The following is a 23330-nucleotide window of genomic DNA, read 5'->3' on the forward strand; positions in this document are numbered from 1 at the left end:
TCAGCCTCCAAGCGGTCTCAGCATCTCGCGGCTGATGATATGCCGCTGGATTTCACTGGTGCCCTCCCAGATACGCTCCACGCGCGCGTCGCGCCAGATGCGTTCGAGCGGGAGCTCGTCCATCAGCCCCATGCCGCCGTGGATCTGGATCGCCTCATCCGCAACCATGGCGAGCATTTCAGTGGCCTTTAGCTTGGCCATCGACATATCGCTCTCGGTAACAGTGCCCTGATCGAACTTCCAACCTGCCTCCCAAGTCAGCAGGTTCGCAGCTTTAAGCTCTGTCGCCATATCGGCCAGTTTAAAAGACACGCCTTGAAACTTGCCAATTTGCTGACCGAATTGTTTGCGCTCGGCGGCGTATTCCACCGCATGTTGCAACGCGCGTTCAGCGCGCCCGAGGCAGGTTGCCGCGACCTGAAGGCGGGTGGCACCCAGCCATGTGTTTGCAACCTCAAACCCTTTATTCACCTCCCCCAAAACAGCCGAAGAAGGCAGGCGGCAGTCGTCGAACTCCAACACCTGATTGGTATAGCCCCGGTGTGAAACATTGCGATAGCCATCGCGTACGGTGAAGCCAGGCGTGCCTTTGTCCACAAAAAACGCGGTGATCTTTTTCTTTTTGCCGTGCGGGGTTTCCTCCTCACCGGTTGCCATAAACACAATGGCGAAATCAGCCACATCTGCGTGTGATATGAAGTGCTTGGTCCCGTTGAGAATCCAGTCATCACCATCGGTGCGCGCGGAGGCTGTCATTCCACGCAGATCAGAGCCGGCGCCCGGCTCAGTCATCGCCAGACAGTCCCATTTCTCCCCACGAATACAGGGAAAGAGGTATTTTTCTTTCTGTTCTTCAGTGCCTGCCAGCAGGATATTCGAAGGCCGCGCCACGCCAGTCCAGTGAAGCGCATAATTCGCGCGGCCCAATTCTTTTTCGTACATCAGCCAGGTGAGCGTATCGAGCCCCGCGCCGCCCACCTCTTCGGGCATGTTGGCGGCATACAACCCGGCCTCGATGGCTTTTGTCTGGATCTCTTTCACCAGATCCATATCAAGATGACCGCTACGTTCGATTTCCAGCTCATGCGGGTAGAGTTCATTCTCAACAAAAGCCCGAGTGGTCTCGACGATCATCGCTTGTTCTTCTGTCATCCCAAAATGCACTGGCACCTCCCGCATGCTGTTCGCTTGCGGTTGAGGGTACGTCAGGCTTAAGGTCACAACCATGCAGAGATGGCAGAAATCATGCGAAAGTGGACAAATGATCTCGCGGGGGTTCAGCAGGTAGATATCCTGTTGTTTGATGAGTTTTCCGCCCATTGCCTCGCAAATACAGTGGAACCCATACGCGCCGCGAACACTCTGGCGGGGCGTGAGCTATACCGGTGGCGTTTTTTGTCCCTAACAGGCGCGCGGGTTGTATCGTCTTCGGGTATGGAAGTTACAGCGCATGCACAGCTCACAAAATGCAGCGGTGATATGCTGGCGATCATGCCGAGCTATAATTTTCAGCATCACGACAGCGCTCAAACGCGGCGCGCGCTGCGTGCTGCGGCCACACGCTATAATGAGATTGCGGGGTTTGACACGGGACCATGGCTGATGGCCGCAGCGGGTCTCTTGGACGGGCGAAATGCAACGATCCATTGGGACGAGACAGATCGGCTGGCCGAGGATTTTCCTGAGGTGAACGTTCAACGCGTCCGCGCAGTGCAAGACGGCAACAGGATCACATGTTCCGGCGCGCTGGCCGCCTTTGACCTGATGATTGCGCGGATTGGGGAAGACCATGGGCAAGCTCTGAGGCTTGAAGTCGCAGCCTTGTTCATGAGCCCAGAGAGCGGTGGCGCTGCGCCAGAAACGGCGCTGGCGCGAACGCGCGTCGTCGCACGCGCGGTTGCTTTGATGCAGGCTCATCTGGAAGAGCCGCTCCCCATCCCCGAAATCGCCCGCCTGATCGGACGTCCACGCAAAGATCTGGAGGCGCGAATGAAGGCCGATCTTGGTGCAACGCCCGCAACGATATATCGACGATTGCGGCTCATTCAGGCTAGAAAGCTCTTGTTAGAGACTGATATTAGTGTCTCAGAGATTGCAGCGCGCACGGGCTATGAAAATGCCAGCGCCCTTACGCGGGCGTTTAAAGCTGAGTTCGCAACCACACCACGCGCTATGCGCAAGGCACACGCATGATTTGCTGCAACCGGGCCGAGTTCAGCCCTGATCCTGCCGCGAAACCATCCAATGGTTCAGACGCCAAATGCCCCACGCCAGCGGAATCGCCCCAAGCCCCCCGATGACATAGGCAAGCGGCTCGTCTGAAAAGCTTTCAAACATTTGGGTGTAAAAGTGGATTGCCGCAAAGGTTAGCGCGGCATTGAACAGGGCCCGCTGGTGTCGCATCGCACTCCATATGATCATCGCCACCAATGCCAGCGCCCAAAGCACGGAATAGGTCAGATCAGATATCCTAAATGCGGTTGCATGAAAGGCATCTCTGGCGGCGCTGTAACTATCATAATCGGCCCAACCACTTCGATACCGTCCCGGCCCCCACAGATGCTCGCCCACGTAATCGCCCCAAAGTGACCCCACCAGAGCGCAGAGATTCGCCACGATGAACCCCATCACAGCAAGAATGCGCAAGTGGCGCGCGTCCCGCTCCATAGCGCCTAAAGAGACCCATATGCAGACTGTGATCAGCAGCCCCATTTGCAAGATCGTCAGAGTCGGCTCAGGCGAGTAAAACGCATAGACGGCATGAAAATACGCGGTGCCCGTCTCTAGCACCTGCGCAAAGGGGATCAGAGCTGTGGCCGTGATCAGCCGGACATCCAGCTGCCAGCCGGCCACGCCCAGCGCGGCGGCGTAATATAGCAAAACCAGATTTCTCAGCGGTGCGCCCAAATCGTATTGGTGTACCAACGCCTCAATCCCGCCAAGATGCATGGCGAGACCCATCATCATAACGGTGCCCAGCACAAAACGCGCCGACCAACCACCCATGCGCCAGCGCCACAGGCTGATTACGGTCACCAGCAACCCTGCTGGAGTGAGGACCCAACCTGCAACTCCCTCGTATTTGTCGATCAGCTCCACGGATGCACCGCCCAGCAACATCCCAACACCAATCAGAACTGCCGAGTTGCCGAAAATCGCATAGGTCGTGCCCCCACGGGACAGGACCGCAAGCCCCGCCGCAAGCATAAGCGCGCCAGTAACCGTCACCGCAAGCGGCTCTGCTAACCAGACAATGAAGCCCGCGATCGCCGCGATGATCCCACAAAACAGGATCGCATTCACCGCCATGGACACCATCACGTCGCGAGAGCGTGCCTCAAGCACGCGTGCCTGATCCTGTGTCAGAGTGCCATCCGCGACTAGCGCTTCAGTGTCGGCAATTACATGCATCAGTGAATTCCTTGGCGGTTATCGCATCCGCCAAAGATGAACATTTTGCCCGCGCGTGAAAAGGCCGGGAAATCCGTAAGTGTCGCCAGCGCCCTTAATAGGCCCATGAATAGAGCCTAATCATGGATATTATTATACTCTGTTCCCGTCAGCATCGATGAGCAAGGTGCCATCTTCCTTGGACCAAGGACCGCTGGGCCATGACTCGAGCAGATCAAGGACCCGCTCGGGGGGACGACAAAGCGCTACGCCATTTTTGCAGGCCACGATGGGCCGGTTGACCAAGCTTGGGTGCAAAAGCATCTGGTCAAGGATCTGGTCAGCGGTGACATTATCCTCCAACAAGCCAAGCTCCTTGGCAGGCGAACGCTCTTTGCGCATGGCGCTGTAGGGGGTCAACTCAGCTGCGGCAAACAGCGCCTGAAGTTGCCCGTGGGTCCAACCGGTTTTCAGATACTCCACCACAACCGGCTCATAGCCTGCATCCCGGATCAGGCGCAGCACATTGCGTGAGTTGCTGCAATCAGGATTGTGGTGAATGACGATGTCCATGAGTTTGCTCTGCCTGTGGTTCATGACGCTGTGATGATCGCGGATTAGGGGTCTTGCACCCCTCAGCGCAATCAATAACAGTAGGCCATGACACACAAGACCTTCCCAAGCTGGCCCGACGTCGCCCCCCAACTGATCGAAACCGCTGCCGGACGCAGCCCTGCCGATACCGTGATCCGGAACGGCAAATGGGTGAATGTCCATACACGTGAGGTTCTCGATGGGCATGACATCGCCATTAAGGCGGGCCGGATTGCCTATGTGGGACCGGATGCGTCCTATTGTACCGGGCCAGACACGCACGTGATCGAGGCCGAGGGCCGTTATATGGTGCCGGGCCTTTGTGACGGGCACATGCATATTGAATCGGGTATGCTGACGCCTGCGGAATTTGCCCGCGCGGTGATCCCCCACGGCACCACCACCATGTTCACCGACCCGCATGAGATCGCCAATGTTCTGGGCCTTGAGGGGGTTCGACTGATGCATGACGAGGCGCTTTTGCAGCCCGTCAATATCTATACCCAGATGCCCTCCTGCGCGCCCTCGGCTCCGGGGCTGGAAACCACAGGTTATGAAATCTCCGCCGAGGACGTAACTGAGGCAATGACCTGGCCCGGTATTATTGGCCTCGGTGAGATGATGAACTTTCCCGGCGTTGCCAATGGCGACGCCAAGATGCTGGCCGAGATCGCCGCCACCCAACGCGCGGGTAAAACGGTTGGCGGGCATTATGCCTCGCCCGACCTCGGCCCTGATTTCGCGGCCTATGTGGCCGGCGGCCCAGCGGATGATCACGAGGGCACCTGCGAGGCGGATGCCATCGCGCGGATGCGACAGGGGATGCGGGCCATGGTACGGTTGGGGTCCGCTTGGTACGACGTCGAAGCGCAGATCACCGCAATCACGGAAAAGGGTCTCGACCCGCGCAACTTCATTCTCTGTACCGATGACTGCCATTCGGGCACGCTGGTCAATGATGGCCATATGAACCGGGTGGTGCGTCACGCGATTGATTGCGGCTGTGATCCGCTGGTGGCGATCCAGATGGCGACGATCAACACTGCCACGCATTTTGGTCTGGAGCGCGAGATCGGCTCCATCACTCCGGGTAGACGCGCGGATGTGATCTTGACTTCTGATCTGAAAACACTCCCGATCGAAGTGGTGATCGCACGCGGGCAGATTGTTGCGGAATCAGGCTCTATCAAGGTCGAATGCCCGCATCTGGACTGGCCTGCACACGCGCGCGGTACCGTGCATCTGGGGCATGAGTTGACGGCAAAAGACTTTGAACTCGCTGCACCCGAAGGCGCAAATGCTGTCACCGCCAATGTGATCGGGGTGGTCGAAAACCAAGCCCCGACAAAGGCGCTGAAGGCCGAGCTCCCCGTTCAGGATGGTTTGGTTGAAGGCACCGAAGATGTCTGCCAGATTGCCCTCGTCGAACGTCACCGTGCCACGGGTGGCGTGACCAATGCCTTCGTATCTGGTTTTGGCTACGAAGGCCGCATGGCGATGGCCTCGACCGTGGCGCATGACAGTCACCACATGATCGTGGTCGGCACGGATCGCGCACAAATGGCCCTGGCGGCCAACCGTCTGGCGGAGGTCGGCGGCGGCATCACGATCTATCGCGACGATGAGGAACTGGCGCTGGTGGAACTGCCGATTGCAGGGTTGATGTCCGACAGCCCGGCGTCCACGGTGGCCGCCAATGCGCAGAAACTGGTCGAGGCGATGGAGGCCTGCGGCTGTAAACTGAACAACGCCTATATGCAGCACTCGCTTTTGGCGCTGGTCGTGATCCCGGAACTGCGGATCAGCGACCTTGGCCTTGTCGATGTGCGCAGCTTCAAAAAAATTCCAGTAATCGAGCCGTTCAATGAATAATGTAAACACGCCCACCCTTCCCGACGCTGAGAGCTTTACCGACGCAAAAGCCGCCGTTGCCCGCCTGATTGAGCTTTATGACAGCGCGACCAATTTCCTGTGTGATGAATTCATCGCCGCAATGAGCGCCGGGGCCGCGCCCGGTAGCCGCGTGCGCGCCTTTTACCCAGAGGTTCGCTTCACCACCACGACCTACGCACAGGTTGATAGCCGTCTGAGCTTTGGCCATGTGGCCGATCCGGGCACCTATTCCACCACGGTGACACGACCGGATCTGTTCCGTCACTATCTGGAACAACAAATCGGACTGCTGATCAAAAACCACGACCAGCCCGTGACCGTCGGCGTGTCCGCTACACCAATGCCGGTGCATTTTGCGGTCGCCTCCCGCCCCGGACTGACCGTTCCGCAGGAAGGGGCTGCGCGTTTCACCCTGCGTGACGTCTTTGATGTACCGGATCTGGCCACCACAAACGACGACATCGTCAATGGGACCTATGTGCCTGAAAATGGTGTGGGTCCGCTGTCGCTCTTTACAGCACAGCGCGTGGATTACTCTTTGGCACGTCTTGCGCATTATACCGCCACGGACCCGGAGCATTTTCAGAACCATGTGCTGTTTACGAACTACCAGTTCTACGTCACCGAGTTTGAGGCCTATGCGCGCGAACAACTCGCTAACCCCGACAGTGGTTACACCAGTTTTGTGTCGACCGGGAACATTGAGATCACAACTGCTGATGGCGAATTGCCGGCCTCTCTTAAGATGCCACAAATGCCGACCTACCACCTGAAACGGCCCGACGGGAACGGCATTACGCTGGTCAATATCGGGGTGGGGCCGTCGAATGCCAAAACCGCCACCGACCATATCGCCGTTCTGCGTCCGCATGCGTGGCTGATGGTCGGCCATTGCGCAGGGCTCAGAAACTCTCAGGCGCTTGGCGATTTTGTTCTGGCCCACGCCTACCTGCGCGAGGATCACGTGCTGGACGATGACTTGCCGGTCTGGGTGCCGATCCCGGCACTGGCGGAAATTCAGGTGGCGCTGGAAGAGGCCGTAGCCCAGGAAACCGGCCTTGAAGGCTACGACCTCAAGCGGATCATGCGCACCGGCACCGTTGCCAGCCACGACAACCGCAACTGGGAGCTGCGGGATCAGTCCGGCCCGGTGCAACGCCTGAGCCAATCCCGTGCCATCGCGCTGGATATGGAGAGCGCCACCATCGCCGCAAACGGCTACCGCTTTCGGGTGCCCTACGGCACGCTCCTGTGTATCTCCGACAAGCCCCTGCACGGTGAATTGAAGCTGCCCGGCATGGCCTCGGACTTCTATCGCACGCAGGTTTCACGGCATTTGCTGATCGGCATCAAGGCGATGGAACGGCTCAGAACCATGCCGCTGGAACGCCTGCACAGCCGGAAACTGCGCTCCTTTGACGAAACTGCCTTCCTGTAATGGCGAAAATATGCTGTTTTCCACGGAAATTTGCTTGTTTGGCGCTTGATCTTGCACGCTACGCGTTGTGTTGTCCCACAACATAACGCTAATGTTACGCGATGAGGCCCCAACACGTCGGGCAGTTTCAAGGAGAGCTAAGAATGTCCAAACCGATGACCAAAACTCAGCTTGTGGCAGCACTGGCTGAGGAAATGGACAGCGACAAGAAAACCGCTGGTGCCGCTCTGGATGCCGTTTGCAACCTGATCACCCGCGAAGTGTCCGGCGGCGGTGCCGTGACCCTGCCGGGTGTTGGCAAGATCTATTGCCGTGAGCGTCCCGAGCGCGAAGTGCGCAACCCCGCCACCGGCGAGAAGTTCATGAAAGAAGCAGACAAGGTCGTGAAAATGACCATCGCCAAAGCGCTGAAAGACAGCGTCAACGGCGACGCCTGATCCACATCTGGATCAGAGCCAATGGCTTCGGGGCTGCCCATTTGGGCGGCCCTTTTTGTATTGTACCAATCCTTCGTCTCACCCTATCCAGCGCGCAGACAACTGGCTAACGTGCCGCCTGATCAGGGAAGGGACTAGTCAAATGGATTTGCGCGCAATTGCCATGGGGTTGGCTTTCGCCCTGATGTGGTCCTCAGCCTTCACATCGGCCCGGATCATCGTGGCAGATGCGTCTCCGTTGTTCTCGCTCGCGATGCGGTTTTTGATCTCTGGCCTGATCGGCGTCATGATCGCCCGCGCCATGGGGCAGACATGGCGGCTGACGCGCGGTCAATGGAAGGCCACGATCCTCTTCGGGATCTGCCAGAATGCCCTGTACCTCGGGTTGAACTTTGTTGCGATGCAATGGGTTGAGGCTTCGATGGCTGCGATCATCGCATCTACCATGCCGCTTCTGGTGGCGCTGGCCTCTCTGGTGCTGTTTCGCGAACGGATTCGTCCCCTCGGAATGTTGGGTCTGGTCGCAGGGGTTGCAGGCGTCGCGCTTATTATGGGTACAAGGATCAGCGCTGGTGTCGATCTTCTGGGCGTCGCGCTTTGCGGGCTTGGAGTACTGGCGCTCACGACTGCAACGCTCGCGCTGCGCGGAGCAACCTCAGGCGGCAATTTCATGATGGTTGTAGGCCTGCAGATGCTGGTGGGTTCCGCAGCATTGTTTCCAGCCGCCTTTGCCTTTGAAACCATTCGCGTAGAGCCCAGCTGGCCGCTTGCTATCGCATTTGCTTACACCACTTTTGTCCCGGGACTGGCCGCCACACTGATCTGGGTGATGCTGCTCAATCGGATTGGCGCGGTTCGCGCAGCGACATTCCACTTCCTGAACCCTGTCTTCGGCGTCGCGGTCGCAAGCGTCCTATTGGGAGAAAGCCTAGGGATGCTTGATATGATCGGTGTCGGGGTGGTGACGCTTGGCATTCTAGCGGTACAGCTTGCACGCCAACCCGCGTCTGCGAAACCGCCACTTTCGGCTGCACTGCAACCGCAGGCGGATTGATCCCGCGCAGACTGAACACGCGCGTTCACATTTGCTCACATCTGACGCACAGGATATCTATGCTTGGATAGTTTGGGGTTTGAAAATGGACCGATCGACCCCAGTTATAGCCTCATCAAATCAGGTGGGAGGGCCCCATGTCCAATTACTTCAAGAACCCTGACGCCATTGCTGCGCTGTCGGAAGAAGAATTCTACGTCACCCAGAATTCCGGCACCGAACGTCCCGGTACAGGAAAGCTGCTTTCCAACAAAGAACCGGGCATCTATGTCGATATCGTCTCTGGCGAGCCGCTCTTTGCGTCGTCAGACAAATATGAATCGGGCTGTGGCTGGCCGAGTTTCACCAAACCGATCGAACCCGCACATGTGCAGGAACTCGAAGACCGTACTCTTGGCATGATCCGTACTGAGGTGCGCTCCACCCATGGTGACAGCCATCTCGGCCACGTCTTCCCCGACGGCCCCGCGGATCGCGGCGGTCTGCGCTACTGCATCAACTCGGCGTCGCTGCGCTTTATCCACCTCGACGATATGGAGGCGGAAGGCTACGGCGCCTACATCAATCAAGTGGAGGACAACCGATGAGCACGACTGAACGCGCCGTTCTGGCAGGCGGCTGCTTTTGGGGCATGCAAGAGCTGATCCGTCACCGCAAAGGTGTCCTTGGCACCCGCGTCGGCTACACGGGCGGCGATGTGCCGAATGCAACCTACAAGAACCACGGCACACACGCCGAAGGGATCGAGATCACGTTTGACCCCGAACAGACCTCCTATCGTGAGATGCTGGAGTTCTTCTTTCAGATCCACGATCCCACCACGACGAACCGTCAGGGCAATGACATCGGCATGAGCTATCGCTCTGCGATCTACTATGAAGATGCGCGCCAGAAACAGATCGCCGAAGACACAATCGCCGATGTCGAGGCCTCTGGCATCTGGCCCGGCAAGGTCGTGACCGAGGTGGAACCTGTCGGCGATTTCTGGGAGGCCGAGCCTGAGCATCAGGATTACTTGCAGCGGCTTCCCAATGGCTACACCTGCCACTTCCCGCGCCCTGATTGGGTTTTGCCCAAGCGCGATCAAGCTGCTGAATAGCCCTTATTAGAGCCTAATTTAGGCTCTCTGTTTTGAGGATCAGGCCGCCCAATAGGTGCGGCCTGATTTTTTTGTATCAGTCGTGCGCCACCCGTGGACGGCCGCTGGCCTCCACCGTGACGGTCGCCTCGACGAAAACCTGCTGCGCTTCGACCTCCGCCATGCGCAGGTCGCGGCTCACATGGACATGAATATCGCTTGCCCCGGCCTCTTCAGCCGCTGCAACAGCCTCAGCACGCAGCGCAGTTTCCAGCACCTCCAGCGCCTTTGAACTGGCGGTGAAATCCTGTGGCCCATCGGACAAATGCACGCGAAACCGACCTTCGGAGGGGGCGGTGACAGTTCCGGTTCTGCGTTGGATGATCCGCCCCACCACGGCCCCAATCGCATTGGCGACACCCGCATGTTCCGGCAGGATCATATTGCAGCGCAAACGCTCGCCAACCGCAGGATAATAGCTCGGCGCAGAGGCGCCCAACCCGATCACATCCACATTCACATGTGCGTCTATCGACAAAAGGCTCTTGTGCCCCTGAAGCCCCCGCTGAAGCAGGACATGCCTTGCAAGTTCGCTTGAGCCTCCTCCAAACAGAGCCTGTTCTTCGGAAAAAATAGACTCTAACAAGGTCAATGATGTCTGTTCAGTCAACTGATCTACGATCATCAGAGCAAGAGCCTCAGCATCTCTTGCCACGGCATCACCGCTGCCAACACGGCGTCTGGCAAAAATGGTAAGCGCCTTTTCTGCGGCGTCTCGATCCCATGCGGCCACACGGCCCAGGACGTGACTTGCATCCGACGGTGTGATCCCGGCGACCTGCACCAGGCCACGATCCACCAGGCGATTTAATGCGCCTTGCTCCATGCGGGTGCGTAAGACGTCACCCATCGGCAGGACGCTGGTGCCGATGCGCGCCAGTAGCGCCGCCTCTCGTTCCGAGAGGCCCATCGTAGCTTGCCCCGCGACGCCGCGCACAAAACGTCCGTCATACTCCCCCACCACAGGAGCGTGCAGTTGTGCATCCAGCGCCGCATGCACCATCTCAGGTGCCTCTGTGGCGACCAAAGACACCGGCAACACACGCCGTGGCCCAAGCGAGACACCGCCACGCAGACCCTCACTCTTCAGGTGGACCTGGCTGTCACCGCCCAAACCGGAGGTGCGCATGGCCACCGCCTCAACCATGGTCCGGAAGCCCCCGACCTGTGCCCCATCCGGGTCGATCTTCGGCAAGCCTCTCTCGATCAGCGCAACGTCAGTGGTCGTCCCGCCGATATCGCTGACCAAGGCGTTCTCAGCCCCTGTCATCCAACGCGCGCCAACAATCGAGGCAGCCGGCCCGCTCAGGATTGTCTCGATGGGGCGCGCACGGGCTTGCGCAGCAGACATCAGCGCGCCATCACCACGTACGACCATCATGGGCGCTTCTATTCCTATCGCTGCAAGCGTGTCAGCCGCCCGGTTTATCAACCCGTCAATCATTCCAATGAGGCGGGCGTTCAACACCGCGGTCAGCGCGCGTTTAGGCCCATTCAATCTGGCCGACAGCTGGTGAGAGCAGGTCACAGGCGCGCCAGTCCGTTCCTGAATGATGCGCGCAACTTCCAACTCGTGAGCCGGGTTGCGGGTGGCAAAAACTCCGGCAACTGCAAATCCACTCACGCCTATAGATTCAGTCTCTAAAAAGGCAATAAGGCTCTCTGTATCCAGCCGAGCAGCCTCTCCACCCGCATGTGTGTGTCCGCCCGATAGGATCAAAACCGGATCGCCCTTAAGCGCATCATTCAGCCCATGTCGCTCCAAATCTTGGGAATTAAACCCGATATAGATGAGAGCGACACGCCCCCCCTGCCCCTCCACCAAGGCATTGGTGGCAAGCGTCGTCGAAAGCGCAGCCATTGAAATGTCGTCAGGCGTGACACCCGATTGCTCCAGCACCGCCCGCACCGCGCCACCAACGCCAATGGCCAGATCATGCCGCGTTGTAAGCGATTTGGCCGAGGCGATTACCTCACTCTCGTTCCGGATCAACACTGCATCCGTGTAGGTGCCCCCGGTATCGATCCCAAGCAGTAGCGCCATTTTATCCTCGCATTTCACTCACGCATGCTCGGGTGTAACGGCTGGCTGCGTCACGTCCACTCTGTTTGCGTCATTATGACAACCGCATCACAGCCCAGCGCGCCGCCTCCGCGACCGTTGGATCAGGATCATCACATAGCTGCACCGCATAGGGGCGCAAATACGCCTCGCCGGAATTTCCAATCGCATAGAGCACATTGCGCACAAAGCGATCCCGGCCAATCCGCTTGATCGGAGAGCCCGAAAACCGTTCGCGGAACGCCGCATCATTCAGTTGCGATAGTTCAGCAAGCGGCGGCGCAACCGTGCCCTCACGCGCGGCATAGCGCATGTCCGAGGCCTCTACGGCGAATTTGTTCCATGGGCAGGCTGCAAGACAATCATCACAGCCATAGATCCGATTGCCGAGCTTTGCGCGCAACTCTTCCTCAATGGGCCCCTTGTGCTCGATCGTCAGGTAGGAAATGCACCTCCGTGCGTCCAATTGATAGGGCGCAGGAAAGGCATCCGTGGGACACGCCGTCAAACAGGCCCGACAGGACCCACAATGATCTGGCTCTACCGGATCTACCGGCAAATCCAATGTAGTAAAAATAGAGCCTAAAAATGCCCAATTGCCCCAATCTCGACTCACCAAATTCGTGTGTTTACCCTGCCAACCAAGCCCCGCCGACTGACCCAGTGCTTTCTCTGGCACAGGCGCGGTGTCGACAAAGACCTTTACCTCGGCCTCATCACCTGCCTCGGCGATCAACCAGCGCGCCAGCCGCTTCAGCCGCTTTTTGACCAGGTCATGATAATCCTTGCCGCGCGCATAGACCGATATTGCCGCGCGATCCGGCAGTCCCACCACCGCCATCGGGTTCTCATCGGGCGTGTAGCTTTCTGCCAGCATGATGACCGAGCGCGCCTCCGGCCAAAGCGCCGCCGGGTTTTCGCGCCAGTTCACTCGCTCCGCCATCCATGCCATCTGGCCGTGATAGCCAGCGTCCAGAAACGCACGCAATCGTTCGGGCACCTCGGGTACATCCCACGGGCGACAGATACGGGTGGAGACAAAGCCCTCGGCCCGAGCCTGCGCAACCAGACGCGCCTTGATATCCCCTACCGCTTTCATCTTCTCAGAAATATCCTCGGGGGTGAACGGGCCGCAAGGCCCGGAGGGGGCAGACAGCCCCCTGCACCATCTCAGAAATCAAGATCCGCGTAATGCGACGGAGGACGAAAGCCCGGAACCTGATCCGCCAGAATTGACCGGAAGGCAGGGCGGGATTTGATCTTGGCGTACCAGTCCTTCACCACCGCAGAGCGGTTCCAGTCCACATCGGAGATATAATCGAGCGACGACAGATGAGCAGCGGCCGCAAAATCCGCAAGGGTCATATTGTCTCCGGCCAGCCAGCGGCGATGGTCGAGCAACCACGACAGGTAATCGATGTGATATTTGATTGCCTTGGCACCGGATTTGACATTGCTGCTGTCGGGATAGCCTTCCCCGGTCATCTTCTTGTTCACCCGCTCATAGAGCAGCTTGGAGGTGACCTCGTGGTGAAACTTATCGTCAAACCAGCTCACCAGCCGACGCACCTCGAGCCGTTCGGCGGGTTTCTTTGGCATCAAGCAGGGATCGGGGCGCGTTTCCTCGATGTATTCACAGATGGCCGCACTTTCGGCCATCAGCATCCCGTCGAGGCGTAGAACCGGGACCTTGGCCGCCGGGTTACGGCGCAGGAAATCCGCGTCCTGTTCCCAGTAGCGTTCCTCGACAAGCTCCACCTCGATCTTCTTTTCCGCCAGAGACAGACGCACTTTGCGACAGAAGGGGGACAGGGGGACATGATAGAGACGAGCCATGGGCGTCCTGAGCTCTCCGGTTGTTGCGGGGTTGTGTTCCTCCAGCAATGCCTTGCCAGAACGGAAACTTCAATGCTCGAAACAGGCGGAGCGCCCGTCACGCTCGATTGTGGCGGCTCCATCCATGATTTGACGCGCCCTTTTGCGCATGAAATTGCCGGGATTGGCAGCAGATCGCTCCTTGGGGTTAGGTAGCAGCGCTGCAATAAGGGCCGCCTGCTGCGGGCTGAGCTTGTCCGCGCCCACCCCAAAGTAATGTCGCGCAGCTGCATCGGCACCAAATACGCCTTCGCCCATCTCGGCCACGTTCAGATAGACCTCAACAATGCGCTTCTTGCTCCATGTGGCCTCGACGACCGGCGTGATGAAGGTCTCCAGTGCCTTGCGAAACCAACTGCGCCCCTGCCAGAGAAACACGTTTTTGACCACTTGCTGCGTGATGGTCGATGCCCCACGATTAGCGCCAGACTCGAGCGCATTGCGGATCGCGTTGACGTCGAATCCCCAGTGCTCGCAAAAACGCGCATCTTCTGCGGCCACAACGGAACGGGCCAGGTTGGGCGAGATTTGCTCTATAGGAAGCCACTCACGATCCACGTCCCCGAGACGGCGTTTCTCCGCCCAGATCGTATGGGTGATCGGCGGGTTCACCACGGAGTACAGCAGAATCAGCGCCAACAAAAACGCCACGCCCCCCAGCACGCCGCGCAGCACCCATCTGCGCAGGCGCAGATAGAGCGCACGCGGCGAATAGCGCGCGCGCGAAGGTTTGGATCTTGCGGGTGATTTCTTTTTGCGTACTGCCTTTGCCATGCCCCTCTATAGGACAGAGCGTTCCACCACTCCAACAGAGAAACGCATGTGATGCACGTTCATGCGCAGCTAAAAAAGCGCCCCACAGATGCAATATCTGCGGGGCTCAGGCTCAGGAATAAGAGAAATCTTATTCGTGGGGATTATTGCATTACTCTGCCGGGATTGCCGACGCCTTGATGGCGATGGGATGCGCCAGCTTGTTCAACATTTCCTTCGGGCAGACCTGCAGGAAGTGCACTTTCTCGCTGTCCCAATGCTGCAGGATTTCAGCCGCTTTACGGCTGCCGGTCTCTGCAACATGGCGCTCGATCAGGTCTTTCAGCTGTGCTTCCCAATGATCCACGGTAACCGGACAGGTGACGATGCTCTCCATGTTCATCAGCGTCTCGGCAGTGCGGTCGGGATCATAGAGATAGGCCATACCGCCCGTCATCCCGGCACCGAAGTTCGCGCCAATGCTGCCGAGGATCACCGCGACTCCTCCAGTCATGTATTCGCAGCCGTTGGTGCCACAGCCCTCGATCACGACTTTTGCGCCCGAGTTTCGCACCGCAAACCGCTCACCTGCACGACCTGCCGCAAAGAGATAACCATCGGTGGCACCATAAAGCACGGTATTGCCGACAATAGTGTTCTCTGCCGCGTTCAACGGCGAGGCCATCGGCGGGCGCACGACGATTGTGCCACCCGACAGCCCTTTGCCGACATAGTCATTTGCGTCGCCAGAGACTTCGAGCTTCAGGCCCGGAGCCGCAAAGGCGCCCAAAGACTGACCGGCCGAGCCTTGCAGCTTCACCGTCAGGTGATCGGGTTGCAGGGTGTTGCGCATGCCGAAGTTCTGCACGATGTGGCTCGAAGTGCGCGTGCCCACTGTCCGGTGCGTGTTCTGCACCGCATAAGAGAGCTGCATTTTCTCGCCATCCTTCAGGAACCGCGCGGCGTCACGCACAATTTCCGCATCCAGCGTGTCCGGCACCGCATTGCGGTCCTTGTCGCGGTTGTAAACAATGCTCGCGGAGCCATCGACGGTTATCAGCAGCGGGTTCAGGTCAAGGTCATCAAGGTGGGCCGAGCCACGCGATACCTGTGCCAGAAGATCCGCACGGCCGATCACCTCATCAAGGCTACGTGCCCCAATGGAGGCGAGGATTTCGCGAACTTCCTGCGCGTAGAAGGTGATGAGGTTCACAACCTTGTCGGCGTTGCCGGTGAACTTGCCACGCAGGGCCTCATCCTGAGTACACACACCGACGGGGCAGGTGTTCGACTGGCACTGACGCACCATGATGCAGCCCATCGCGATCAGCGCCGCGGTGCCGATACCGTATTCCTCGGCCCCCATCATCGCGGCCATGACGATGTCACGCCCGGTGCGCAGACCGCCATCGGTCCGCAGGGTCACACGGCCGCGCAGGTTGTTCATCGCCAGCACCTGATGCGCCTCGGTGAGGCCCATCTCCCACGGCAGACCGCAGTATTTGATCGAGGTCGCAGGAGAGGCCCCGGTGCCGCCGTTGTGGCCCGAGATCAGGATGATGTCGGCCTTGGCCTTGGCCACGCCGGCAGCAATGGTGCCAACACCGGAGGAGGCCACCAGCTTCACCGTTACCTTGCAGCGCGGATTGATCTGCTTCAGGTCGTAGATCAGCTGCGCCAGATCTTCGATCGAATAGATATCGTGGTGCGGCGGCGGTGAAATCAGGGTCACACCTTTAGTGGAGTGGCGCAGACGCGCAATCAGATCGGTGACCTTCATGCCGGGCAACTGGCCACCCTCGCCGGGTTTTGCACCCTGCGCGACCTTGATTTCCAATTCTTCGCACTGGTTCAGATATTCGGCTGTCACACCAAAGCGACCCGACGCCACCTGCTTGATCTTGGCAGAGGGGTTGTCGCCGTTTGGCTCAGGCACGAAATGCGCCGGATCTTCGCCACCCTCGCCAGAGTCGGACTTTGCACCGATCCGGTTCATCGCCACGTTCAACGTCTTATGCGCCTCGGGCGAAAGCGCGCCCAGCGACATCCCCGGCGTGACAAAACGCTTACGGATTGCGGTGATGCTCTCCACTTCTTCCAGTGGGACTGGTTTACCGAGTGGCTTGATATCCAACAGATCGCGCAGGTGGATCGGCGGGTTCGATTGCATCTTGGCCGAATATTGCTTCCACAGCTCAAACGAGGCCTTGTTGCACGCCATCTGCATCATATGCATTGAGGTCGCTTCCCACGCGTGGGTCTCGCCGGATTTGCGCGCCTTATAGAAACCGCCGATGGGCAGAACATTCTCTGTGGTGTTCCAGCCTTTTGCGTGGATTTCCTCGGCCTTCACCTGAATACCAGAGACACCGATGCCGGAGATCCGCGAAGTCATGCCGGGGAAAAATTCCGCTACCATGGCGCGAGAGAGGCCCACCGCCTCAAAGTTCAGACCACCGCGATAGGAAGAGATCACCGAGATCCCCATCTTTGCCATGATCTTCAACAGGCCTTGGTCAATCGCTTCGCGATAACGGGCGACGTTCTCTGTTAGGCTGCCTTCGAGCAAGCCGCGCTCAATACGGTCTGCCAGCGAATCTTCGGCCAGATAGGCGTTCACAACGGTCGCGCCACAGCCGATCAGAACCGCGAAATAATGCGGGTCGATACATTCGGCAGAGCGCACGTTCAGCGAGCAGAAGGTCCGCAAGCCCTGACGGGTCAGATGCGAATGCACCGCAGAGGTTGCAAGGATCATCGGCATTGCGACCTTATCCGCACCGGAGTGCTGATCGGTCAGAACGATATGCCCAGCACCCGAACGCACCGCCTCTTCGGCCTCAGCACGGATACGGGCCAGCGCAGCATTGAGCGCACCGCGACCCGGCGCAAAGCTACAATCGATCTCAGCCAGCGTAGAGCCAAGGTTCTCCACCAGCTTGTCCCATTGAGCATTGCCGACAAAGGGGCTTTCCAGCACGACGATTTCGGTTTGCGAGCTGTCCTCGTCCAGCACGTTCTTGAGATTGCCAAAGCGTGTTTTCAAGCTCATCACGCGGAATTCGCGCAAGCTGTCGATTGGCGGGTTGGTGACCTGAGAGAAGTTCTGGCGGAAGAAATGGCTCAGCGGGCGATACTGTTTGGACAGAACGGCAGAGGGCGTATCATCACCCATGGACGCAAGGCTCTCTTTGCCGTCCTCGGCCATCGGCGCAAGAATTTGCTCCAATTCTTCAATGGTATAGCCAGCCGCCACCTGACGGCGACGCAGATCTTCACCAGAAAACAGCGGCGTTTCCTGAACGCCACCAAGGATTTCATCCAGATCGGTAACCTTCTCGACCCATTCGCCAAAGGGCAGGGCGCGAGCGAGTTTATCTTTGATCTCAACGTCGTGATAGAGTTGGCCCTTGGCCATATCCACGGCGAGCATCTGGCCGGGACCAAGCGCGCCTTTTTCCACGACAGACGCCTCGTCAATCGGCACCATACCGGCCTCAGAGCCCGCGATCACCAGACCATCACCGGTCACGACATAACGCATCGGGCGCAGACCGTTGCGATCCAGGCCTGCACAGACCCAACGACCGTCGGTCATTGCCAGTGCAGCGGGGCCATCCCATGGCTCCATTACGGCGTTGCAGTAGGAATACATATCGCGCCATGCCTGTGGCAACTCTTCGGCCTGCTTGGACCAGCTCTCCGGCACCAGCATGGTTTTTGCCATCGGCGCGGAACGGCCTGCGCGCACCAGAACCTCAAACACCGAATCCAGCGCAGCAGAGTCGGAAGATCCGGACGCCACAATCGGTTTGATGTCCTCGGCGTGGTCGCCGAAGGTCGCCGAAGCCATGCGGATCTCATGGCTTTTCATCCAGTTGACGTTGCCCTTGAGGGTGTTGATCTCGCCGTTATGGGCCAACATGCGGAAGGGCTGCGCCAGCCACCATTGCGGGAAGGTATTGGTGGAATACCGCTGGTGATAGATCGCAAAGGCGCTCTCAAACCGCTCATCCATCAGGTCGGGGTAGAAGACCGCGACCTGCTCTGCGAGCATCATGCCCTTGTAAATGATCGAACGGCAGGACAGCGACGCGATATAAAGCCCGCCCACATGGGCCGCGGCGGCCGCTTTCTCAATCCGGCGGCGGATCACATAAAGCTCGCGCTCGAATGTTTCCTCGTCCACGCCCTTTGAGTTGGAGATCAGGATCTGTTCAATCTCAGGCCGTGTCGCATTGGCCTTATCCCCAAGGCAGGTCACATCTACCGGCACGTGGCGCCAGCCGTAGATATAGTAGCCCATCCGCAGGACTTCGGTCTCCACGATGGTTCGGCAGGTTTCCTGCGCGCCAAAATCCGTACGGGGCAGAAACACCTGACCCACGGCCAAGAGCTCGTGCTCGCGAGGGTTGTGCCCAGTGCGCTTCACCTGATCCCAGAAAAACGGCACGGGAATTTGTACGTGGATACCTGCGCCATCACCTGTCTTGCCGTCGGCGTCAACTGCACCCCGGTGCCAGATCGCTTTTAGGGCATCGATACCGGCTTCAACCACCTTGCGGCTGCGAGAGCCATCGACGGAGACCACCAGACCCACGCCACAGGAAGAATGCTCTTCTTCCTCGGAATAGAGACCGTTTTCGGCCATCCACTGACGCTTTGCTTCCTCGGCACGCACCCAGTTTTCATCATATTTCGTCATATTCACTCTCCTCTGCCTGGCGGTGGCGCCGCGCCTTTTGTCAGGGGCGCCGGACCGCTCGGGGAAACCTGTTGATTACTCGGCTGCGACGGCGGCCTTGGTGTTGAAACGCTCGATGATCGCCTCCGCACAGTCGCGGCCATCCTTGATCGCCCAGACCACCAGCGAGGCACCGCGCACGATGTCGCCCACGGCATAAACACCATCGAGATTGGTCGCGCCCGTTCTAAACTCTGCCTTGATGGTGCCCCAGCGGGTCACGGGCAGATTCGGCTGGTCCCACAAGGTAGGCAGCTCTTCCGGCTCAAAGCCCAGCGCCTTGATGACCAGATCGGCCTCTTCGACGTAATCCGCGCCCTCGATCACTTCGGGGGCCTGACGACCCGACGCATCGGGCTGTCCCAGACGCATCTTCTGCACCATCACACCCGAAACCTTGCCAGCTTCATCAGTGAACCCCTTGGGGGCCGAGAGCCACTCAAAGATCACGCCCTCTTCCTCGGCATTTTGCGTTTCACGCTGCGAGCCCGGCATATTGGCGCGGTCACGACGATAGAGACATTTCACCGACTCGGCGCCCTGACGAACCGAGGTGCGCACACAGTCCATCGCGGTGTCACCGCCGCCGATGACCACGACTTTCTTGCCCTTGGCATTGAAGGTGCCGTCCTCATACTCGGGCACGGTGTCACCAAAGTTCGCCACCCGGTTGGATGCGGTCAGGAAGTCAATCGCCTTGACGATTCCCGTCGCACCAGAGCCCGGCATGTTCAGATCACGGGACTTGTAGACGCCGGTGGCAATGATGACCGCATCATGCTTGGCCCGGATCTCCTCAAAGGAAATGTCCTCGCCAATGTTGCAGTTCATCACAAAGGTCACACCACCCTCTGCCAGCAGCTCATTGCGGCGCATGACGATCTCTTTTTCCAGCTTGAAGCCGGGGATGCCATAAGTCAGCAGCCCCCCCGCGCGATCATAGCGGTCATAGACGGTGACCTGCACGCCAGCCTTGCGCAGCATATCGGCGGCCGCCAGACCACCTGGACCTGCGCCAATGATACCGACGGATTCCTCGCGCTCTGCCAGTGGCGCATTGGGTTTCACCCAGCCTTTATCCCAAGCGGTGTCAGTGATGTACTTTTCGACCGCACCGATGGTCACGGTGCCATGGCCGGATTGTTCGATCACACAGTTGCCCTCGCAGAGGCGATCCTGCGGGCAGATGCGACCACAGATTTCGGGAAACGTGTTTGTCGCCTGCGAGGTTGCATAGGCTTCCTCAAGCCGCCCGGTTGCGGTCAGACGCAGCCAGTCGGGGATGTTGTTGTGCAAGGGGCAATGCGACTGGCAATAGGGCACGCCACACTGGCTGCACCGGCTCGCCTGCTCTTCCGCCTTGGCCGCCGCGAATTCCGCATAGATCTCGTCGAAATCTTCTCTACGCGTGTCCGCGTCCCGCTTCACGGGCATATCGCGATCAATCTTCACGAACTTCAGCATCGGTTGCTTGGCCACGGCGATACTCTCCTTTTGGCTGGCGGCGATAGTACAGAGCCTCTGAATGTTAAATAGGTCAGCATAAGTTACCCATTTAACAACTAGCTCCCTGTGAATAGCCAATTCTCAGCCATTGTATAGTTGTTTTAGGTCCGATTCGGACCTAAAAACGGACTTCCCCATAAAAACAATGGCCTTATACAGTCGGCACAGCTGCTTCACTTTTGCAGCGCCATCCCGGATAGAGATATTATGCCATTGCTTCAGCTGATCCTTGTGGCCCTGATTCAGGGCATAACCGAATTCCTTCCCGTATCGTCCTCCGGACATCTGATTCTGCTCCCCAGCTTGACCGGCATGGAGGATCAAGGGCAGGCCATTGATGTAGCCGTCCATGTCGGCACCCTTGCCGCGGTGGTATTGTTCTTCTGGAGCGACGTGCGCGAAGCGATTTTGGGACTTCCGCGTGCATTGACCGGACGCATCGATACAGCCGGTGCGCGGTTGGCGCTGGGGCTTATTGTTGCGACCATTCCAACCGTCATCTTCGGAGCTGCTTTACACTTCACTGGCCTGAGTGACGCGCTGCGCTCTATCACTGTGATCGGCTGGACCATGCTGATCTTCGGGATCGTGCTCTATGTAGCCGACCAGCGCGGCAGCTCTCACAAAACCGCCTCCGACTGGGGACCAAAAGACGCGCTGATCATGGGGCTCTGGCAAATGCTGGCCCTTATTCCGGGAACATCCCGTTCGGGCATTACCATCACAGGCGCACGAGGCCTTGGGTACAACCGCGAAGACGGCGCACGCATTGCCATGCTGATGTCGATCCCCACCATCATCGCTTCAGGCTTACTGCTTGGAACAGAGGTGGCCCTGAATGCCGATGTTGGATTGATGCGCGACATGGGAATCGCGGCTCTGCTGGCGATGGTCTCCGCTCTCGCAGCACTTGCGCTGATGATGCGTCTGCTCAAATCCGTGAGCTTCACCCCCTACGTCATATATCGGGTGGTGCTCGGCATCGCGCTACTGATCATCGCCTATCAGTAAGACAAACAAAAAGGGTGCGACCCAGATCGCACCCTCTCAGCGTCTCTTTAACTCAGGCGTTGGCCTTAGACATCGCCGCGCAGGTTTCCGGCGGATTTCATCAGTTCGTCATACTGTCCGGATGGACGGAATTTCCAAAGATAGTCGGGCAGCACCGAACCGAGCGTGACCGGCTCAATACCAAGATCCGCCAGCCCCTTAGCCCCATCGGCCACCACATTGTCGCTGTTCAGGTTCTTCAGCTGATCGCGGGTCAGCAGACCATTGGTGAACAGGCCAAAGGTGGCGGACTGCGCCAGATCAAACCCAAAGGCCATGATGCGCGCGACGAAATTCGGCAGAGACACGACGATGCGGCGGCGGTGGATCACATCGAGCATCTGCGCCATCAGATCGGCAAAGCTCTTCACCTCCGGACCACCAAGCTCATAGGTGCCTGGCGCGGCAGATCCTGTCAGCCCCGCGACTGCGGCCTTGGCAACATCATCGACATAAACAGGCTGGAACCGGGTGGCGCCCCCTGCGATCGGCAGGATCGGGCCAAATCGGGTCATGCCCGCAAACCGGTTAAAGAACTGATCTTCCGCACCAAAGATAATGGAAGGCCGTAGAATCATCGCATCGGGGAAAGCCTCAAGCACCGCAGCCTCGCCCGCGGCCTTGGTGCGGGCATATTCGCTGGCGCCCTCGGCATCTGCGCCAATGGCGGAGACATGAACCAGACGCTCCACCCCCGTGTCAGCCGCGATCCGGGCGATCCGCCCCGCGCCTTCAGACTGAACTGCGGAGAATGTGTTCTTGCCAATCTCATTCAGGACGCCAACGCAGTTCACCACCGCATCTGAGCCCGCCATTACCGCAGCAACAGAGGCATCGTCGCGGATGTTGCAAAACACCGGCTCGACCTGACCGGGCACGCCGTAGGGTTTGACATGCATTGCCTCATTGGGGCGGCGTACTGCGACGCGCACGCGCCAGCCCTCTTTCGCCATGCGGCGCGCGATATAGCGACCGACAAACCCTGAACCGCCATAAATGGTGACCAGTTTGGACATGACTTGGCTCCTCTCGCGTAGCTGTTGTCCCGATTTACCGCTCTGGCCCCTTTCAAACAAGGCGCAAAACGTCGCTGATTGACGCAAGCCCCAGAGCCGAAGCAGTTACGCCGCATGATTTTGCAAAAATGTCAAAATTCCGTTTGACCCTCCCCAAGACTCGGCTTATACGCCGCTCTCACGACATCTGTGCCCAGATGGCGGAATTGGTAGACGCGCTAGCTTCAGGTGCTAGTGTCCGTATGGACGTGGAGGTTCGAGTCCTCTTCTGGGCACCATATATCCCCCTTATAAAAATTAGATAAGTTGCTGTTTGCAAACGGCTTATCCCGTCATTTTGCCGTGATTGAGCAGACTGGGCATTGAACCTTCGCGAACGC

General features: G+C 58.6%; 18 protein-coding genes and 1 tRNA gene. 9 read left to right on the forward strand and 10 right to left on the reverse strand.

The window, feature by feature from the left end; genetic code table 11:
• Positions 1-1164, reverse strand: coding sequence for an acyl-CoA dehydrogenase family protein (locus tag QNI81_RS13210; protein ID WP_283967888.1), 1164 nt, complete (start codon positions 1162-1164; stop codon positions 1-3).
• Positions 1165-1245: 81 nt separating this feature from the next.
• Here QNI81_RS13210 and QNI81_RS13215 point away from each other — a divergent pair, with 81 nt between their 5' ends.
• Positions 1246-2193: a GlxA family transcriptional regulator gene (locus QNI81_RS13215; RefSeq protein ID WP_283966790.1), complete on the forward strand. Its 948-nt coding sequence runs from the start codon at positions 1246-1248 to the stop codon at positions 2191-2193.
• Between the two features lie 21 nt (positions 2194-2214).
• On the opposite strand, the gene QNI81_RS13220 is transcribed toward QNI81_RS13215, so the two are convergent.
• Both QNI81_RS13220 and arsC read right to left on the reverse strand, forming a co-directional pair.
• Positions 2215-3411 (reverse strand): hypothetical protein, encoded by a 1197-nt coding sequence (locus QNI81_RS13220; protein WP_283966791.1) that lies wholly within the window; start codon positions 3409-3411, stop codon positions 2215-2217.
• A 132-nt stretch (positions 3412-3543) separates the two neighbouring features.
• Positions 3544-3963 (reverse strand): arsenate reductase (glutaredoxin), encoded by a 420-nt coding sequence (gene arsC, locus QNI81_RS13225; RefSeq protein ID WP_126137856.1) that lies wholly within the window; start codon positions 3961-3963, stop codon positions 3544-3546.
• Between the two features lie 87 nt (positions 3964-4050).
• Here arsC and ade point away from each other — a divergent pair, with 87 nt between their 5' ends.
• The 6 genes from ade to msrA all read left to right on the forward strand — a co-directional run bounded on the left by ade (position 4051) and on the right by msrA (position 9905).
• Positions 4051-5856, forward strand: a complete 1806-nt coding sequence (gene ade / locus QNI81_RS13230) for an adenine deaminase (protein ID WP_283966792.1) — start codon at positions 4051-4053, stop codon at positions 5854-5856.
• Positions 5849-7315, forward strand: a complete 1467-nt coding sequence (locus QNI81_RS13235; RefSeq protein ID WP_009177764.1) for an AMP nucleosidase — start codon at positions 5849-5851, stop codon at positions 7313-7315. Before ade ends, QNI81_RS13235 begins: the two co-directional genes overlap by 8 nt.
• A 143-nt stretch (positions 7316-7458) precedes the next feature.
• On the forward strand, positions 7459-7752 hold the full coding sequence (locus QNI81_RS13240; protein WP_005618395.1) for an HU family DNA-binding protein: 294 nt from the start codon (positions 7459-7461) through the stop codon (positions 7750-7752).
• Positions 7753-7894: 142 nt separating this feature from the next.
• Positions 7895-8806, forward strand: a complete 912-nt coding sequence (locus QNI81_RS13245; protein ID WP_126137859.1) for a DMT family transporter — start codon at positions 7895-7897, stop codon at positions 8804-8806.
• A gap of 137 nt (positions 8807-8943) precedes the next feature.
• Positions 8944-9393, forward strand: coding sequence for a peptide-methionine (R)-S-oxide reductase MsrB (msrB, locus tag QNI81_RS13250; RefSeq protein ID WP_065328416.1), 450 nt, complete (start codon positions 8944-8946; stop codon positions 9391-9393).
• A complete protein-coding gene (msrA, locus tag QNI81_RS13255) occupies positions 9390-9905 on the forward strand; it encodes a peptide-methionine (S)-S-oxide reductase MsrA (RefSeq protein ID WP_065328415.1) in 516 nt (171 codons plus the stop codon). The genes msrB and msrA overlap by 4 nt, the downstream gene beginning before the upstream one ends.
• Before the next feature lie 76 nt (positions 9906-9981).
• Here the strand turns inward: msrA and QNI81_RS13260 are convergent, their stop codons facing one another.
• From QNI81_RS13260 to QNI81_RS13285, 6 genes are all read right to left on the reverse strand, one after another.
• Positions 9982-11988, reverse strand: a complete 2007-nt coding sequence (locus QNI81_RS13260) for a hydantoinase/oxoprolinase N-terminal domain-containing protein (RefSeq protein ID WP_283966793.1) — start codon at positions 11986-11988, stop codon at positions 9982-9984.
• 73 nt (positions 11989-12061) lie between these two features.
• The gene (queG, locus tag QNI81_RS13265; RefSeq protein WP_283966794.1) at positions 12062-13105 is read right to left on the reverse strand and encodes a tRNA epoxyqueuosine(34) reductase QueG; all 1044 of its coding nucleotides are present in this window, start codon (positions 13103-13105) and stop codon (positions 12062-12064) included.
• Positions 13106-13176: 71 nt separating this feature from the next.
• On the reverse strand, positions 13177-13842 hold the full coding sequence (gene fzlA / locus QNI81_RS13270; protein WP_005618378.1) for an FtsZ-binding protein FzlA: 666 nt from the start codon (positions 13840-13842) through the stop codon (positions 13177-13179).
• Between the two features lie 69 nt (positions 13843-13911).
• The gene (mtgA, locus tag QNI81_RS13275; protein ID WP_126137864.1) at positions 13912-14655 is read right to left on the reverse strand and encodes a monofunctional biosynthetic peptidoglycan transglycosylase; all 744 of its coding nucleotides are present in this window, start codon (positions 14653-14655) and stop codon (positions 13912-13914) included.
• A 151-nt stretch (positions 14656-14806) separates the two neighbouring features.
• Complete coding sequence (gltB, locus tag QNI81_RS13280; protein WP_283966795.1) at positions 14807-19339, reverse strand: glutamate synthase large subunit; 4533 nt, start codon at positions 19337-19339, stop codon at positions 14807-14809.
• A 75-nt stretch (positions 19340-19414) separates the two neighbouring features.
• Entirely contained in the window at positions 19415-20857 is a 1443-nt protein-coding gene (locus QNI81_RS13285) for an NAD(P)-dependent oxidoreductase (protein WP_283966796.1), read from the reverse strand.
• Positions 20858-21091: 234 nt separating this feature from the next.
• Between QNI81_RS13285 and QNI81_RS13290 the strand changes: the two genes are divergently transcribed.
• Positions 21092-21895, forward strand: a complete 804-nt coding sequence (locus QNI81_RS13290) for an undecaprenyl-diphosphate phosphatase (protein WP_283966797.1) — start codon at positions 21092-21094, stop codon at positions 21893-21895.
• Between the two features lie 65 nt (positions 21896-21960).
• Here the strand turns inward: QNI81_RS13290 and QNI81_RS13295 are convergent, their stop codons facing one another.
• The gene (locus QNI81_RS13295; RefSeq protein ID WP_283966798.1) at positions 21961-22950 is read right to left on the reverse strand and encodes a complex I NDUFA9 subunit family protein; all 990 of its coding nucleotides are present in this window, start codon (positions 22948-22950) and stop codon (positions 21961-21963) included.
• 191 nt (positions 22951-23141) lie between these two features.
• Here QNI81_RS13295 and QNI81_RS13300 point away from each other — a divergent pair.
• Positions 23142-23228: transfer RNA gene (locus QNI81_RS13300), tRNA-Leu, on the forward strand.
• Positions 23229-23330 lie beyond the last annotated feature (102 nt).

Origin of the sequence: Tritonibacter sp. AK171 (genome assembly GCF_030127025.1) — a bacterium.
GTDB lineage: Bacteria > Pseudomonadota > Alphaproteobacteria > Rhodobacterales > Rhodobacteraceae > Epibacterium > Epibacterium mobile.